This is a genomic window from Hymenobacter terrigena (assembly GCF_054776515.1).
On record NZ_BAAHBU010000002.1, the window covers coordinates 518967 to 534247 of the forward strand.

12 protein-coding genes are annotated in these 15281 nt (G+C 57.6%); 1 reads left to right on the forward strand and 11 read right to left on the reverse strand.

Translation table 11 applies throughout. The features are described 5' to 3' along the window. Nucleotides 1-9: 9 nt before the first annotated feature. The 3 genes from ACYU7Q_RS09120 to ACYU7Q_RS09130 all read right to left on the reverse strand — a co-directional run bounded on the left by ACYU7Q_RS09120 (nucleotide 10) and on the right by ACYU7Q_RS09130 (nucleotide 6635). Nucleotides 10-1455, reverse strand: a complete 1446-nt coding sequence (locus ACYU7Q_RS09120; RefSeq protein WP_460609138.1) for a RagB/SusD family nutrient uptake outer membrane protein — start codon at nucleotides 1453-1455, stop codon at nucleotides 10-12. Between the two features lie 5 nt (nucleotides 1456-1460). Further along, nucleotides 1461-4550: a SusC/RagA family TonB-linked outer membrane protein gene (locus ACYU7Q_RS09125; protein ID WP_460609139.1), complete on the reverse strand. Its 3090-nt coding sequence runs from the start codon at nucleotides 4548-4550 to the stop codon at nucleotides 1461-1463. 546 nt (nucleotides 4551-5096) lie between these two features. After that, nucleotides 5097-6635, reverse strand: coding sequence for a glycoside hydrolase family 28 protein (locus tag ACYU7Q_RS09130; protein ID WP_460609140.1), 1539 nt, complete (start codon nucleotides 6633-6635; stop codon nucleotides 5097-5099). A 132-nt stretch (nucleotides 6636-6767) separates the two neighbouring features. Here ACYU7Q_RS09130 and ACYU7Q_RS09135 point away from each other — a divergent pair, with 132 nt between their 5' ends. After that, on the forward strand, nucleotides 6768-8306 hold the full coding sequence (locus tag ACYU7Q_RS09135) for a DUF4955 domain-containing protein (RefSeq protein WP_460609141.1): 1539 nt from the start codon (nucleotides 6768-6770) through the stop codon (nucleotides 8304-8306). 14 nt (nucleotides 8307-8320) lie between these two features. On the opposite strand, the gene ACYU7Q_RS09140 is transcribed toward ACYU7Q_RS09135, so the two are convergent. The 8 genes from ACYU7Q_RS09140 to ACYU7Q_RS09175 all read right to left on the reverse strand — a co-directional run bounded on the left by ACYU7Q_RS09140 (nucleotide 8321) and on the right by ACYU7Q_RS09175 (nucleotide 15166). Further along, complete coding sequence (locus tag ACYU7Q_RS09140; protein WP_460609142.1) at nucleotides 8321-9604, reverse strand: PQQ-dependent sugar dehydrogenase; 1284 nt, start codon at nucleotides 9602-9604, stop codon at nucleotides 8321-8323. Between the two features lie 11 nt (nucleotides 9605-9615). Beyond that, nucleotides 9616-9831: a hypothetical protein gene (locus ACYU7Q_RS09145; protein ID WP_460609143.1), complete on the reverse strand. Its 216-nt coding sequence runs from the start codon at nucleotides 9829-9831 to the stop codon at nucleotides 9616-9618. Further along, a complete protein-coding gene (locus tag ACYU7Q_RS09150; protein WP_460609144.1) occupies nucleotides 9824-9973 on the reverse strand; it encodes a hypothetical protein in 150 nt (49 codons plus the stop codon). Before ACYU7Q_RS09150 ends, ACYU7Q_RS09145 begins: the two co-directional genes overlap by 8 nt. 230 nt (nucleotides 9974-10203) lie before the next feature. Further along, entirely contained in the window at nucleotides 10204-10992 is a 789-nt protein-coding gene (locus ACYU7Q_RS09155) for an SDR family oxidoreductase (RefSeq protein WP_460609145.1), read from the reverse strand. A gap of 13 nt (nucleotides 10993-11005) precedes the next feature. Next, nucleotides 11006-11836 carry an amidohydrolase family protein gene (locus ACYU7Q_RS09160; RefSeq protein WP_460609146.1) on the reverse strand — a complete coding sequence of 277 codons (831 nt, stop codon included), beginning with the start codon at nucleotides 11834-11836 and terminating at the stop codon, nucleotides 11006-11008. Next, nucleotides 11829-12680 carry a fumarylacetoacetate hydrolase family protein gene (locus tag ACYU7Q_RS09165; protein WP_460609147.1) on the reverse strand — a complete coding sequence of 284 codons (852 nt, stop codon included), beginning with the start codon at nucleotides 12678-12680 and terminating at the stop codon, nucleotides 11829-11831. Before ACYU7Q_RS09165 ends, ACYU7Q_RS09160 begins: the two co-directional genes overlap by 8 nt. 21 nt (nucleotides 12681-12701) lie before the next feature. Next, complete coding sequence (locus tag ACYU7Q_RS09170; RefSeq protein WP_460609148.1) at nucleotides 12702-13466, reverse strand: SDR family NAD(P)-dependent oxidoreductase; 765 nt, start codon at nucleotides 13464-13466, stop codon at nucleotides 12702-12704. A gap of 50 nt (nucleotides 13467-13516) precedes the next feature. Then, nucleotides 13517-15166: a UxaA family hydrolase gene (locus tag ACYU7Q_RS09175; RefSeq protein ID WP_460609149.1), complete on the reverse strand. Its 1650-nt coding sequence runs from the start codon at nucleotides 15164-15166 to the stop codon at nucleotides 13517-13519. Nucleotides 15167-15281: the final 115 nt, after the last annotated feature.

Here is a 15281-nt window from a genome sequence, read left to right on the forward strand (position 1 = left end):
GGTTAGACCCTACCGGGTGTAGGGCGAATTTTGAATCAGGTTGGGGTTGGCGTTCAGGTTGTTGGTGTTGAGCGGAAACAAAATACGCCCAGGGTCACCGAAGCCCGTCACCACTAGGTTGCGCGAGGTTTGGCGTTGCCGAATGACGGGGTCCATCACGTCGATGACGTGGCCCGTTCTGCGGAGGTCAAACCAGCGCTTGCCTTCCCCGAAGAGTTCAAGTTGCCGCTCGTTCAGGATAGCCGTTTCCAAGGCACTCACCGTGGTGAACGCGGTCGCCGACACCTGCGGAGCCCCGGCCCGGGCCTTCACTTGGTTGAGCAGCGGCACGGCCGCCGTTTTGTTGTTGAGCTGGTTGTAAGCCTCGGCGCGCATCAGCAGGATGTCGGCGTAGCGATACATCGAATTGCGAACTTCGCAAGTCGAGGTGGTCGGCAGGGCCTGTTTGCCCCCCACCACGGGGTAGTACTTGTAGATGTCCTGCACGCTGCCGGTTTTGGCTTCTACCGTGTCGTAGGTCAGGTAGCGGCGGAAATCGCGCTTCTGCGTTTCCCAGCGGGAAAGCACCGCGGGGTCCATGATGTAGGGGCTGGTGTTGCTGCTCGAGCCTAGCTTACCCGCGTAGCCATTGGCCCCGTCCTGGGCCAGCACCCACGACAAGCTCCAGATGGCTTCCTTCGACGTGGCCGGGTTGGTGAAAATCGTGTTCCAGTCGAGGGGCAGCGTCACGAGGCTGTACCGTTTCAGGGCAATCAATTTGTCGCTTATCGTCAGCGCATTCTGGTAGTCGCGCTGCCACATGTACGCATCCATGAGGATGGACTGGATGGCCCCGACATTGAGCGAGTAGACGTCGGTGTTCGCCGGGTCCACCAGGGTCAGCGCCTGGTTGAGGTCGGCCACCACCTGCGTAAGCACCTGGTTGGCGGGCGTGCGCACCGGCTGATACGTGCGGTCGGTGACGGGGGCAAGTATCAGGGGCACGTCGCCCCACACCTTCATGCCCGTGAAGTGGCAGTACGCCCGCATGGCATAGGCCTGCGCCAGAAAATTGTTTTTCTCCGCTACCGTGATGTTTTTCGTTATCCCTGGAACGTTCTGGATAATCAGGTTGGCCCGCCCGATAGTGGAATACAAGGCATCCCAGCTCGTTTCCGACATGTTGGACGTCAGCCCGTTCAGGGCGAAGTTAATCGAGGTGACGCCGGTGCCGCCGTTGGTCAGGTTATCGGAGCGGCCTTCGCCCCAGTCGATGTAGCGGTTGCTCACCACCGACTGCAGCCCGTCATACATACCGGCCGTGCCCGCGATAATGTCATCGCGCGATTCCCAGAACTGGTCCGTGGACAGCTGCGACACGGGCTGCTGGTCCAGAAAGCTTTCGCAGGCCGACAGGGCCAGCCCCAGGGGCAGAAGGGCCCAAAGCGTTTTTTTGAAGTGCTTGAACGTAGTCATCGGTATTAGAAGCTAAGATTTAAACCAGCGCCAACCTGGCGGCTGCGGGGATACACCCCTGCGTCCAGGCCCATGGTGAGCGGGCTGCCCAGATTAAGCTCCGGGTCAAACCAGAGGTAGTTGGTCCAGGTGACGAGGTTGTTGCCGTACACGTACACGCTCAGCGCTTTCAACTTTAAGTAGTTGGCCACCGCCGGGTTCAGGTCGTAGGTGAGGCGCACGTTGCGCAGGCGGATAAAGGAGCCGTTTTCCAGGAAGTAGCTGTTCAGCTCCGGCATGTTCATCATGGTGCTGGCCCCGGGCACTTTCGGCACGTTGGTAATGTCGCCCGGCTTCGTCCACGCCTGCTGGATGATGTAGCGGTCCGGCGTCAGGTTGGTGCCGTTGAAGGTGCTCTGGTCGTAGCGGCCTTTGTTGTAGATGGTGTTGCCCCACTGGGTGTAGAGGTTGAATGACAGCGAAAACTGCTTATAGCTCACCTGGTTGTACAGGCCGGCCGTAAACTTGGGCTGGGCATTGCCCAACACCACCCGGTCTTTGTCGTCAATCAGGCCATCGCCGTTGGTGTCCTGCCAAATCACGTCGCCGCCTTTGGAAACCCCGCCGGTAGTTTTCAGCTGTTTCACCGTGCCCGTGTAGGTCTGGCCGTCCAGGCTGTAGTTCACGAACGTGCCCTGCTCGTTGAAGTTCGGCGTGAGCCGGGTGCCGTCCGGGGTGTAAGCGTTCGACTGGTCGTAGGCATACACGCCCAGGTTTTTGTAGCCGAAGAAATCACCCAGCTGGCCGCCTTCCCGGATGTACCACATGTTGGACTGGATGAAGGCCGTGCCCCCGTACAGGCTATTAACCGAGTTGCGGTTAAACGACATGTTGTAGCCCACGTTCCATTTGACAGTCGCGGTGCGCACCGGGAATGCGTTAATGGAAAACTCAAAGCCTTTGTTCTGCACCGAGCCCACGTTGACGGTAGTCGTGGTGAAGCCGATTTCGGAAGGCAGAGGGGCGTTGTAGAGCAGGTTGGAGGTTTCCTTCTGGTAATAATCGGCCGTGAAGGAAATGCGGTTGTCCAGGAAAGTGAGGTCGATACCGGCGTCTAACTGCTTGGTGGTCTCCCAGCTCAGCCGGTCGTTGCCGAGCTGGTTCGACGGCACGATGCCCGAAATACCGTTGTAGTAGTTGCTGCCGAAGGTGTAGAGCCCCTGGGAGCTGTAGTTGCCAATGCGCTCGTTGCCGGTGGCGCCGTAGCTCAGGCGCAGCTTGCCGTCCTGCAGGTAGCGCTGGGCCCAGCTCATAAAGCCTTCATCGGAGAAGCGCCAGCCCACCGAAGCCGAGGGAAACAGGCCCCAGCGGTTGCTGCTTCCGAAGCGGGAGGAGCCATCGCGCCGCACGTTCGCGTTGAAAATGTATTTGCCTTTAAAGCTGTACCCAAAGCGGGCAAACATGCCCACCATGGTGTGGCGGGTAGCCGTATTGTCGGTTCTCGTCAGGTCCCGGATACCCATGGCGTTCGACGTCAGGATGTCCTCCGAAACGTAGCTGGAGCCGTTCAGGCGGGTGTTCTGGTCGTTCCAGTACTCGGTGCTCATGCCCAGCACCGCATTCACGGTATGATTCTGGGCAAAAACCTTGTCGTAGTTGAAGTAATTCGTTTGCAGCCAGTAGAGGTTCAGGCCGTTGCTATAAGAGCCGCTATTCTGGGTGCCGTCGTTACTCAGGATTTTAGGCGAAAAGCTGGTGTTTTCGCTGTAGCGCAGGCGCACGTTAAAGTCGGACGTCAGTTTCAGACCGTCCAGAATTTTAAAGCTCAGATAATTGTACACGCTGCCCTCGTAGGCCGTGTTGTAGTTTTTGTACAGCAGCGCTTCGGCCACCGGGTTGTGCCGGCCGCCCAGGTTGCCGGCAAAGCTGCCGTCCGGCAGGTAAATCCGGAAGGTTGGCGGCCGCTGCATGGCCTGGCGCAGGGTATTGCCTTCGTCGATGCTGTTGCCGGCTTCGTACGAAAACTGCATCCGGTTGCCGTAGGTGAATCGCTCCGTGGCTTTATAATCAACATTGATGCGCGCCCGGGCAATCCGGTCGTAGCTGTTGATGATAATCCCCTGGTCGTTGAGGAAGCCCAGGCTGGTATAGTAGTTCAGCTTATCCGTGGCACCGCTTACCGTCAGGTCAACCTGGTCGCGGTTCGACGTGCGGGTCAGCATCTTCTGCAGGTCGTTGTCGGCGTTTTGCGACGGGTTCAGCGAGTCCGCGCTCAGGGAGATGGTGCCCAGGCTGCCTTTCATTTTCAAGTCATACAGGCGACGGTCGTTGGCCGTGGCCTGGGGGAGCTTGTGGGCCAGCTGGCCTAATACGTGGTTGTAGGTCACGTTCAGCTGCGGCTTGCCCAGCACGCCCTTCTTCGTGGTAATGATGATAACGCCGTTCGCCGAGCGGGAGCCGTAAATGGCGGTAGACGCCGCATCTTTCAGCACTTCCATCGACTGCACGTCGTTGGGGTTGATGCCGTTGATGTTTTCCATCGGCACGCCGTCTACCACATACAGGGGGTCTGAGCCCCCGAGGAAGGTGCCCGTGCCCCGAATGCGGATGGAGGCCCCGCCGCCCGGCTGGCTTTCGGTGTTTATCTGGACCCCGGAAGCCTGGCCCTGCAAGGCATCCAATACGGTTACGGGTTGACGTTCCTTGATTTTCTCGGCGTTGACGCTCACAATCGAACCCGTCACATCGCGCTGCTTCTGCGTGCCGTAGCCCACCACCACCACTTCGTCCAGGGCTTTTGCATCGTCTACCAGTGTTACGTTGATGCTCGTCTGGCTGCCTACGGCTACCGTTTTCGGGGCATACCCCACGAAGGAGAAGGCCAGCACGGACTTGCTGCCGGGCACGCTCAACTGGTATTCGCCATCCGGCCCAGTGGAAGTCCCAACTGTGGTTCCTTCTACTCGGACCGTCACGCCCGGCAGGGCACTGCCATCGTTCGCTACTACCCTCCCTTTGATGGTCTGCTGAGCCCACGCATGGCTCGCCATCAGCAGCAGGAATAGCGTGAGGAGCACCCGGAAGCCGGGTGCCTTTCTGTGTACTGTTTTAATCATGAGTAAGTACGTTGGTGGGAATTTTAAACGGTGTTTTCCAGACCGTGCAAGGAGTTTTTAAACCAGCCTTTCGGTCATCTCCAGAAGCTGCTCAATTCCGGTTATAGACAACCATTTAGAGCAAGGCATTCTTTGAGTTTAAGGCACAACGAAGAGGATATATAGCCTATCAAATTTACAAGCGGCCGCTAGCCAAGCGTAAGAAATACCGACTTTTATTTACGGAATCGATTGCGGATAATTCAGTCTGGTCAGTACTCAACCCATAGGCTGTCAAATTCTTGTAGCGCCTATCCTGACAGTGTAAGTACCTTAGTTCCGGAGCAGTAGCCACTGCTGCAGCATCAGCTTTGCCAGGCCGGGCCAGCATAAAGGCTGTCTTAACCAGGTACAACCCCTCATCTGGTCTACCCACGCTTAGTTCCCATTCTTTCTATCAATAGCAATGGGACTGCGGACACGCGCCCGCAGTCCTATCGCATGCCGGGCCGTTAGCACGGGCCAGGTCGACCACTGGGCCGAAGCGGCTTATTGCCTGCTGGTATACTACCGACTGCCCTCTTTCACGGCCTCATTTCGGGCACCGGGAATACCCGCCGAATTGCGGACGGTTAGCCCGCTTACATCTTTCATCGCAAGCCCCGCAACGCCTTCCGGCCGGGGCGCGCTGAATTTATCGAGCGTAACATTCTGCGCATCCCACAGCACTACCGAGGGCCGTAAATCCGGCGTCTCGTACGCAAAATCGACGTTTTTCAGGGTCAGGCCCCGGGCATGACGCACAAAAAGGCCCGCAGCCGGGCGCGTCTTGAATACATTGGGCGAATAATCTTTCGAGTATGGCGGCACGGCGGCGGCATCGGCCGGGGTGCCCCCACCCGCGTAGGTAATCCGGATGTTCTCCAACGTGAGGTTCTCCACGGGAAAGCCCGGCAACCCCGAAACGGTCGCCGTACTGACGGGCCCGTGGTGCGCGCCCGCCCGCTGCTCAGCAATCGTAACATTACTGATTTTCACATTTTTAATCTTCCCAACTTTTGCGCCCGCCTCCCCCGTCCGGAGCCGGTCGGTTATCAGGATGAAGATGGGATTGGCCGCGTTCTTTATTTCAATGTCGCGGTATTCAACATCCTCAATCACGCCGCTGTCGTTGCTGGTAATGCCCAGGCCCGCCTTCATAGCCAGGTTGATTTTGATGCTCCAGGCCCGGATATTTTTGAAGTCACCAGCCGTTTCCGAGCCAAACTGAATGCCATTGCACCCGCTTTCGAAATAGCAGTCCCAGATGTAAAAGTTGGCGCTTGCAATCCGGCGTCCCAATACATAGTCGCTCTTGATTCCAATCGTGTCGTCCACGCAACCAGTGAAATGGCAGCCAACTACCTGCACATTGCGGCACCCCATAAAATCGACGGCATCGCGCGATTTTTTAATGACGACATGGTCAAGGAGGATATTTTCGCAATCATTGAGTAAGTACACGAAATGCCCGCCGGTATCGTGGGTCACGTTCTTGAACATCAGGTTTTTACCCCGAACAATGACAATTACTTTGTCGCCGATATCCCGGCCTTTCGGGTCGCCCTGGATGATGGGGCCACCGGTCACTTTGCCGCCTTCAATGGCGAAATTCACAATGTCCTCGCCCCACATCAGCGCATTGTGAAAATGGCTGTGCCCGTAGTCCTGGTATTTTTCGTACGGCTCGTGCGATTCCGGCGCATCGTAGCCACTGGCGGCGCCGTACAGTTCGGCATTGCCATCTAGGGCAAAGCGAATATTGCTTTTGAGGTGAATGGAGGCCGCCACGTACCGTCCCGCAGGGAAGGTAATCGTGCCGCCGCCGGCCTTATTACACTGCTCGATAGCCTGGTTGATAGCCTGGGTATCATTGGTTTGGCCATCGCCGGTTGCCCCGAAGTCCTTCACATTAAAGGTGCGGCTGGCAAAAGTCGGCAACTGCAGGGCCGGTGCCTTAAACGGATGTTCCGACCGTACCCCTGACACTTTTCCGACGAAAGCTTGCGCATTTACTAGGCTGCGGCAGCCAAGCAACAGGAGTAAAACGAAGACTATTTTTTTCATTTTGGCGAGCTGTATTTTTAATTTAAAATTAAGTTTTACGTAGTACGAAATATTTTATCACTGCGAGTAAAAAACAATGGATTTAACCTCTAAATTGCCGTGAGATTCAGATAAATTTCAGTCAAAAATCACATGAAAAAAATCATTTGCGCACTATTCGCATCACCTGTTATTATTTCTGCACATGCCCAGGTGGTAGCGCCACTGTGGAAGGAGTTTGTGGAAGCTAAAAAGAAGGCTGCGGAACCGGTCTTGCCCGATTTTTCCTATGCGGGCTACCACTTTTCGGAAAATCCGATTCCGGATGTTTCTGCCAAAAAAGTCTTCAACGTGCGTGATTTCGGGGCGATTCCTAATGATGATAAATTTGATGACGAAGCTATTCAGGCGGCAATAAATGCTGCGGAGAAAAACGTGGGTGGCGGCGTGGTTTACTTTCCGGCGGGAAAATTCCTAATTGCCCCCGACGAGGACAGTAAAAAGCAGATTCGCATTTCCAAAAGCAACATCGTATTAAAAGGCAGCGGCAGCGGCGCGCAGGGAACCGAAATTTATCAGGCCAACAAACGCATCAATGGCCGCCAATTCATGTTTATGCCCACCAAAACGGGCGGCCCCCGGCTGACGACCATCACCAAAGACGCGGCCCGCGAAAGCTTCTGGATTAAAGTAGCCAGCGCCGCCGGGCTCAAAGCCGGCCAGGATGTGGTGGTACGCCATCGCAGTGAAGAATACACTCGCCAGTATTTCGCCCCGCTGGAACTCAAGCCGCAGTGGACGAGGCTGTTCGGCCCCGGGGGCGGCATGCAGATTAGCGAGATTCATACCATTGAGAAAATTGAGGGCAACCGGGTTAAATTCAAAAATCCGCTGCATCTGGATGTTAAGCTGGTGCCGAGCAGCACATTTGATTTGTACCCTTATTTTTCAATGCAGGAATGCGGCGTGGAAGACATCCGGTTCACGAGCAATTGGAAGAATTACCCCGAGGAATTTATTCACCATAAAAATTCAATTCATGACTATGCGTATGAGGCGCTGGGAATGGAGTACGTGAAAAACAGCTGGGTAAGAAACTGTGAGTTTCTGGACTGGAATGAGGGAATTTTTATTCGGGCGGGCTACCAAGTCAGCGTTCTGAATGTGAGCTTCAAGGGGAAGAAAGGCCATGCTTCGGTGCATGCCCGCACGGGCTATGGCGTGCTGATAAAAAACTGTGACTTTAATAACGCCCAACACCACGGGGCCGGCACGGGCTACAGTGCTGCCGGCACCGTGATTACCCAATGCACGCTGGGCACCGACCAAAATTTCGATATTCATTCGGGGCAGCCCTACGCAACGCTTTTTGATGATATTCGGGGAGGGGTATTTTACAATCTGGGAGGCCCGGAGCCTGGCCACCCGCATCACGGCAAACAATTGGTACTCTGGAATTTCCAGCATAGCTCGACGAAAGAGCAGCACTATAATTTCTGGGACATGACGCGCCGTAGAAACTACACCATTGCGCTGCCCTATCTCATCGGCTTCCAGTCCGATAAACCGGTGACTTTTGAAAATGCCGGCCTCAACCAGCTTCAGGGCCAGGCCGTGCTGCCCAAGTCCCTGTTTGAAGCGCAGCTGCAGCTCCGGCTCACCGGCAAAGACGTTGCCGCCGGCACGCCCTAGAGCCGGCCGGGCGCTTATTTGCGGGTGTAGAGGATGCGGTAGATGGCGCCTTTCGAATCATCCGTCACGTACAGCGAGCCATCCGCCCCTTGCGCCAGGCCGCAGGGGCGGTGGTCGGCCCGGCCTGCGGCGGCTTTTTCGGGGCTACCGGCAAAATTATCGGCAAACACCTCCCAGTCGCCCGCAGGCCGGCCGTTTTTGAAGGGCTGGAAAACCACAAAATACCCGGCCTGCGGCTCGGGAGCCCGGTTCCAGGAACCGTGAAAAGCGATGAAGGCGCCATTGCGGTACTTCTCCGGAAACATGGTGCCGGTGTAAAATAACAAGCCGTTGGGCGCCAGGTGACCGGGATAGGCCGCGGCGGGGTCAAGAAATTTGCTGTCGGCTTCTTTCCGGCCATCGCCGCCGTATTCCGGGGCCAGCATTTTTTTATGCTGTAGCTGGTCGTAGTACATGTAGGGCCAGCCGGCGTTATCGCCCTTTTTCAAGGCGTACAGGCACTCGGCCGGCACCAGGGCCGAGGTTTTATTGTCGTAGTACTGCGGAAACATGTTCGAGAGCTGGTCGCGGCCGTGCTGCATCACGAAAAGCTGGTTGTCCTGCTGGTTCCAGTCCAGCCCCACCACGTTGCGCAGGCCGGTGGCGTACTTTACCCCTTCGCGGTACGATTGATTGGCTTTATCGGCCCGGAACTGCCAGATACCGCCCGCCGAGTCCAGCACCGGGCAGTTGGGGATGCCCATCGAGCCCACTTTGCGGTCGGCTTCCTGACAAGAGTTGGAATAGGCCCCGATGTTGACGTAGATGTTGCCCGCGTTGTCGAGCACGATGGATTTTGTTTCGTGCTGCCGGCCCATTTTCAGCCCGGTAATAATGGTTTCGGGTTGGGCTGGGCTGATAACCTCGTTGGTGCCGTTCAGCTTGTAACGGAATACCTCCCGGTTGGAGGACGCATATAAATACCCGTTTTTCAAGCAGATGCCGGTGCCGCCGTAGTTGCCGAACGTGCTTTTGACTTCGGCCTTGCCATTGCTGCCCTCCTGCAGCACGACAATGCCACCGTCCTTGGTAGGCTTGGCCAGCTTCACGTAAAGGATGCCCTGCGGCGTTACTACCAGGTGCCGGGCCTTGGCTCCCAGGTCGGCCACTTTCAGCGCGCCAAAGCCGGCTGGCAGCTTCAGCCCCGCATTATCGGCATCAGGCACCACCCGAACGTCGGTTTTCAGGGCGTAGAGCGCCAGGCTGCCACCCAGCGCCGCCGACAGCAGCAGATATCGGGATAGGATATTTGTTTTCATGCGATTAGGTTTCACGGCAATTCTTTTTGGGCGACGTCGGCCGTTTTAAAATCCGCCACTGGCTGGCTGTCGGCAATCGCAAAGTCCTTCACATTGGTCAGCACGATTGCCGACTCCCCGGCGGCTTTCTGCACCCTGATGTCGTGCAGGGTGGCCCCGCTCACGTGGCCGAGCACAAACGCCGGGCGCAAATCCTCCTGCAGGTAAGTGGGTTCGATTTCACTCATGGGCCTGGGCCAGGTTGGCGACCTGCACCTCCCGAATGGCTTTCTCGTCGATGGAAACGATTGCACTGGTAATATCAGAACATATCTGGGTGCCGTAGCCTACCACCACTACGTCGGATAAGGCGAGTCTACGTTTTTGCATCACCTTTCCTCCAAATCTTTTTGTGTTGCTTGGCCGTGCAAGTATAGAGAAAGTTGGTCGGATACAATGTTGCGAAAGCTGTATTTCTACGGAATCGGTTGCGTAAAAATGACACCTTAGTTAATAGGTTTCTATTTTGGTTATCAGTCTTTTTTATAGATGGAAATATTGCGATAAATCCCCTTTAAAAAGTTGGCATTTAATTGAAATACCAACTTTTTAAAATGCGACTAGGCATTGGCCAAAGCCCTGTCTAAGTGCACGTAGCCACCATCCACGTGCACAATCTGGCCGGTGGTATGGCTGGAGCGTTCCGACAATAAAAAAGCCGTGGCATTGCCAATTTCTTCGGTGGTCGTCATCCGGTTTTCCAGCGGAATTTTCGAGGTAATCTCCCGCAGCTTTTCCTCCGCGTTGGGCAGGGTTTTAATCCAGGTTTCGTACTGGGGCGTCCAGCATTCTGCGACCACAATGGCGTTCACGCGCAGGCTGTATTTCAGCAGCTCTACGGCCCACTCGCGAGTTAGCGCGTTGCGGGCCCCGTTGGCAGCGGCGTAGGCCGAGGTATTGCCCTGGCCGGTTTCGGCGGTTTTGGAAGTGATGTTGACGATAGCACCCCGGGTCTTTTTCAACTCGGGCAGCGCGTAGTGGGCCATCAGGTAGTAGTGCACCACGTTCTTATGCAGGCTATCCATGAAGCGTTGATAATCACCAGACTCCAGCCCAATACCGTCGTTCACGCCTGCGTTGTTCACCAGGCCCTCGATGCGGCCGAACTGCGCTACCACTGCCCGTACCGCCGCTTCGCAGGCTTCGGGAGCCGACAGCTCCGCGACCACCTGCCAGGCCTGGCCCCCGGCGGCTTCCAGGGCCGCGACGGTCTGCCGGTTATCGGCCTCGCTCCGGCCCACAATTACCGGGATAGCGCCTTCGGCGGCCAGTACGCGGCAAATGCCCTCGCCAATGCCTTTCGCGCCGCCCGTAACGATGATTACCTTGTTTTTGAGTTGTAAATCCATGTCGGTGTAAAGGCTAAAGATGATAGAATTCGCAGGCGTTGTCCGCCCAAAACTGCGCCTGCTCGGTGGCCGAGAAGGCCGCCAGGTAATACTCAAGCAAGCCGACGACCCGCGGGTATTGCCCCGCTACCAGGCATACCGGCCAATCGGAACCAAATAGGACTTTATCGGGTCCGAAGGCCTCGAACACGGTGTCGATATAGGGCCGAAAATCGGCGGGCTGCCAGTGCTGCCAATCGGCTTCGGTGATGAGGCCGGACACCTTGCACCAGGCATTGCCGTGCGCGGCCACGGCGCGAATCCCCTGGGCCCACTCCGCCATTTCGTGCCGCTGGATGGCCGGTTTGGCGATGTGGTCGATAACGAAACGCTGCTCGGGAAAGGCCTCCAGCAGCTCGGCGGCATAGCCCAGTTGGTCTGGCAAAATGAGCAGGTCGTAGGTGAAACCGAAAGCCTGCAAGGCCTTGATGCCTCGCCTGAAGGCCGGCGTAAGCATCAGGGCGCGGTTTTTTTCGCCCTGCAGCACATGACGAAAGCCCTTGAGCTTGCCGAACCGGGCAAAGTGGGCCAGCCGCGCTTCGATGTTACCGGCCTGCAGGTCGACCCAGCCCACCACGCCCCGGATGAAGTCGTGCCTGGCAGCCAGGGCGAGCAGGAATTCCGTTTCGGCTTCCGACTGGTCGGCCTGCACGGCCACGCAGCCGCCCACGCCGGCCGCCTCGAGCAGCGGAGCCAAATCCTCCGGCAGAAAATCGCGCCGGATGGCGGCCATGTCATCCGTTATCCAGGCATCGCGCACGGGGTCGAACTGCCAGAAATGCTGGTGGGCGTCGATTCTAAGCATATGCCTTCACCACCTGCCGCGACGTGCCCAAGCCGTCGATGCCCAGCTCCACCACGTCGCCGGGCTTCAGGTACACCGGCGGCTTGAAGCCCAGGCCCACGCCCGCGGGCGTGCCGGTCGAGATGATGTCGCCGGGCAGCAGCGTCATAAATTGGCTGAGGTAGGAAATCAGGAAGGGAATCTTGAAAATGAGGTTGGCGGTGGTGCCGTCCTGCATCATGTGCCCGTTCACCGAGAGCCAGAGGCGCAGGTTGTCCACGTCGCCGATTTCATCGGGCGTGGCCAGGAACGGGCCGACGGGCGCAAACGTGTCGCAGCCCTTGCCCTTGTCCCAGGTGCCGCCGCGCTCCAGCTGAAACTCGCGTTCCGACACGTCGTTGTGCAGCGCATAGCCGGCAATATATTGCTGGGCATCAACCTCCTCCACATACGAGGCCCGCTTGCCAATGACCACGGCCAACTCTACTTCCCAGTCGGTTTTCACCGAGTTTTTGGGAATGACGATGTCATCGTTGGGCCCCACCAGCGCCGTGGTCGACTTCATGAACAGAATGGGCTCGGCGGGCGTGGCAGCCCCGGTTTCCCGGGCATGGTCGGCGTAGTTGAGGCCGATGCAGAGAATCTTGGACGGGCGGGCGACGGGCGAGCCCAGCCGCTCATCAGCTCCCACTTCCGGCAGCCGGCCGGCCTGGGCCTGCACAAACGCGGCCAAGCGGCTGAGGCCATCTTTGGCAAAAAAAGCCTCGTTGAAATCTTCCCCGAACCCCGAAACATCATAGCGTTTATCGCCGAGGATAATGCCTGGTTTCTCCTGGTCGGCCTGACCGTAGCGTATTAGCTTCATTACGTAGCGCTTAAAAATGAATTAGTTATTGAGCTTGATGAAGCCGCCATCCAGGGGATAGTCGCAGCCCGTGATGAACCCGGCTTCGTCGGCACACAGGTACAGGGCCAGCGTGGCCACCTCCTCGGGGGTGCCCATACGCCCGATGGGCTGGCTCCGGGACAGCTTTTCAAAGATTTCCGCTTCCTTGCCGGGGTAGCTCTTCGCAATAAACCCATCGACGAAAGGCGTGTGCACCCGGGCCGGCGAAATGCTGTTGCAGCGGATGTTCTCCTTCAGGTAATCGCGGGCCACGGACAGGGTCATGGCAAAAATGGCTCCCTTGCTCATCGAATAAGCAAACCGGTCGGTGATGCCGACGTGGGCCGCGATGGAGGCCATGTTGACAATGGCCCCGCCACCGCTGGCTTTCAGGAGCGGAATGGCGGCGAAAAGGCAGTTGTACGCGCCCTTGACGTTGACCTGATACACCCGCTCGAAATCCGCTTCGGCGGTGTTCTCGACGGTACCGACGTGCGCGATACCAGCATTGTTGACTAGGATATTTACTTGGCCAATCTGGCGAAACACGTCCAGCACCTGCGCCTGCTGGCTCACGTCGGCCCCGTAGACGTGGGCGATGCCGCCGGCTTGTCTGATTTCGTCGACGGCCTGCTGGCCTGCTTCCGCATTGAGTTCAATGAGGTGCACGGCGGCCCCCTGGCTGGCAAACAGCTGCGCAATGGCCTTGCCAATGCCGCTGCCCCCGCCGGTGATGACGGCGCTTTTTCCTTGTAGACTAAACATGAATGAGTTGGATGGTGAATGGCGTGCAGTGGTGGTTCACACCGGCTGCGCTAGAGTGAAACCCCTCGTTTCCAAGGAATAAAGTCATCCTGTCCTAGCAGCACGGCCTTGGGAATAATTTCGCCGCTGGCTACTTTGATGCAGAACTCCAGAATCTCCTCCCCCATTTGCGGGATGGTTTTCGTGCCGTTGATGATGTCGCCGGTGTCGATGTCGATGATGTCGCTCATGCGGTGGGCGAGCGCCGAGTTGGTGGCCACTTTGATGACGGGGGCCACCGGGTTGCCGGTGGGCGTGCCCAGCCCCGTGGTGAACAGGATGAGGGTAGCACCCGCCGCCGCCTTGCCGGTGGTGGCTTCCACGTCGTTGCCGGGCGTGCACACCAGGCTCAGGCCGGGTTTGGTGACGGGCTCGGTGTAGTCCAGCACGTCGACCACGGGCGAGGTGCCGCCTTTTTTGGCCGCGCCCGTCGATTTGATGGCGTCGGTAATCAGGCCGTCCTTGATGTTGCCCGGCGAGGGGTTCATGTAGAAGCCCGAGCCGACTTTGGTTGCTAGCTCGTCGTAAGACTGCATGAGGCGAATGAACTTGTCGGCCGTTTCGGGCTGTGGGCAACGGTCGAGGATATTCTGCTCGGCGCCGCACAGCTCAGGGAACTCCGCTAATAGGATTTTTCCGCCCAGGGCCACCAGCAAATCGGACGCATAGCCCACGGCCGGATTGGCCGAAATTCCGCTGAAGCCGTCGCTGCCCCCGCACTTCACGCCGATGCACAGCTCGCTCAGCGGCGCGGGCTCGCGCTCGACTTTGTTTATCTGCACCAGCCCTTCAAAGGTCTGCTGAATGGCTTCGCGAATCAGCTGCTCCTCGCTCTGGGCGAGCTGCTGTTCGAATACAAGCAGCGGCTTATCGAAGGACGGATTACGCCGCTTGATACTAGTCAGAAAGTCAGCCGTTTGCAGGTGCTGACAGCCCAGGCTCAGGGCTGTAATGCCCGCCACGTTGGGGTGGTCGGCATAGGCCGCGAGCAAGTCGCCCAGCGTGCTGGCATCCTGGCGGGTGCCGCCGCAGCCGCCGTTGTGATTCAGGAATTTAATGCCGTCCACATTTTTGAAATACCGCTCATTCTGCGTGAAGGGCGTGGGGCTCAGGTCCACACTTTGCAGGCTGCCGTCGGCTTCATAAGCCTGCAGCAGGCGGCGGGTGAAGCTGCGGTATTTGTCGGTGGCGGCGTAGCCCAACTCGTTCTGCAGCGACTCCTTGATGATGTCCAGGTTGCGGTTTTCGCAAAAAACCATGGGCACGAAGAGCCAGTAATTGGCCGTGCCTACGCGGCCGTCGGGGCGACGGTACCCGTTGAAAGTGCGGCGCTGAAACCGGGCTACATCGGGTGCCTGCCACTCAGAAGTTGAGCCGCGGTAAGCGTAGGCCTCGGCGGCGTGCACGGTGTTTTGGGTGGTCATGCGGCCGCCTTTGGGAATGGCGGTCTGCGCCTTGCCCACCAGCACGCCGTACATGCGCATCTCATCGCCGGGGTGCATATCGGTGATGAAGAATTTGTGCTTGGCCGGAATGTCTTCCTGCAGTACAATGGTGTCGCCTTCGAAACGAACCGTCGTTTGCGCGGCCAAATCCTGTAGCGCCACCAAAACGTTATCGGCCGGATGAATCCGCAGATACGCGCTTGCTTCTTTTTCCATCATGTTCATGTTAGGCTGAAACTCCCTGAGCAGACCGGGCGGCCGTAATTACACAAATTACACGCGCCGCTCCCCGGCCAATTAAATTGGCCTAATTTGGGGTTCCGAGGGGCTG

Bases quoted from the DNA above. Each gene is read 5' to 3' on its own strand.
- ACYU7Q_RS09120 (WP_460609138.1), bottom strand. From the start codon at position 1,455: ATGACTACGTTCAAGCACTTCAAAAAAACGCTTTGGGCCCTTCTGCCC.
- ACYU7Q_RS09125 (WP_460609139.1), bottom strand. From the start codon at position 4,550: ATGATTAAAACAGTACACAGAAAGGCACCCGGCTTCCGGGTGCTCCTC.
- ACYU7Q_RS09130 (WP_460609140.1), bottom strand. From the start codon at position 6,635: ATGAAAAAAATAGTCTTCGTTTTACTCCTGTTGCTTGGCTGCCGCAGC.
- ACYU7Q_RS09135 (WP_460609141.1), top strand. From the start codon at position 6,768: ATGAAAAAAATCATTTGCGCACTATTCGCATCACCTGTTATTATTTCT.
- ACYU7Q_RS09140 (WP_460609142.1), bottom strand. From the start codon at position 9,604: ATGAAAACAAATATCCTATCCCGATATCTGCTGCTGTCGGCGGCGCTG.
- ACYU7Q_RS09145 (WP_460609143.1), bottom strand. From the start codon at position 9,831: ATGAGTGAAATCGAACCCACTTACCTGCAGGAGGATTTGCGCCCGGCG.
- ACYU7Q_RS09150 (WP_460609144.1), bottom strand. From the start codon at position 9,973: ATGCAAAAACGTAGACTCGCCTTATCCGACGTAGTGGTGGTAGGCTAC.
- ACYU7Q_RS09155 (WP_460609145.1), bottom strand. From the start codon at position 10,992: ATGGATTTACAACTCAAAAACAAGGTAATCATCGTTACGGGCGGCGCG.
- ACYU7Q_RS09160 (WP_460609146.1), bottom strand. From the start codon at position 11,836: ATGCTTAGAATCGACGCCCACCAGCATTTCTGGCAGTTCGACCCCGTG.
- ACYU7Q_RS09165 (WP_460609147.1), bottom strand. From the start codon at position 12,680: ATGAAGCTAATACGCTACGGTCAGGCCGACCAGGAGAAACCAGGCATT.
- ACYU7Q_RS09170 (WP_460609148.1), bottom strand. From the start codon at position 13,466: ATGTTTAGTCTACAAGGAAAAAGCGCCGTCATCACCGGCGGGGGCAGC.
- ACYU7Q_RS09175 (WP_460609149.1), bottom strand. From the start codon at position 15,166: ATGGAAAAAGAAGCAAGCGCGTATCTGCGGATTCATCCGGCCGATAAC.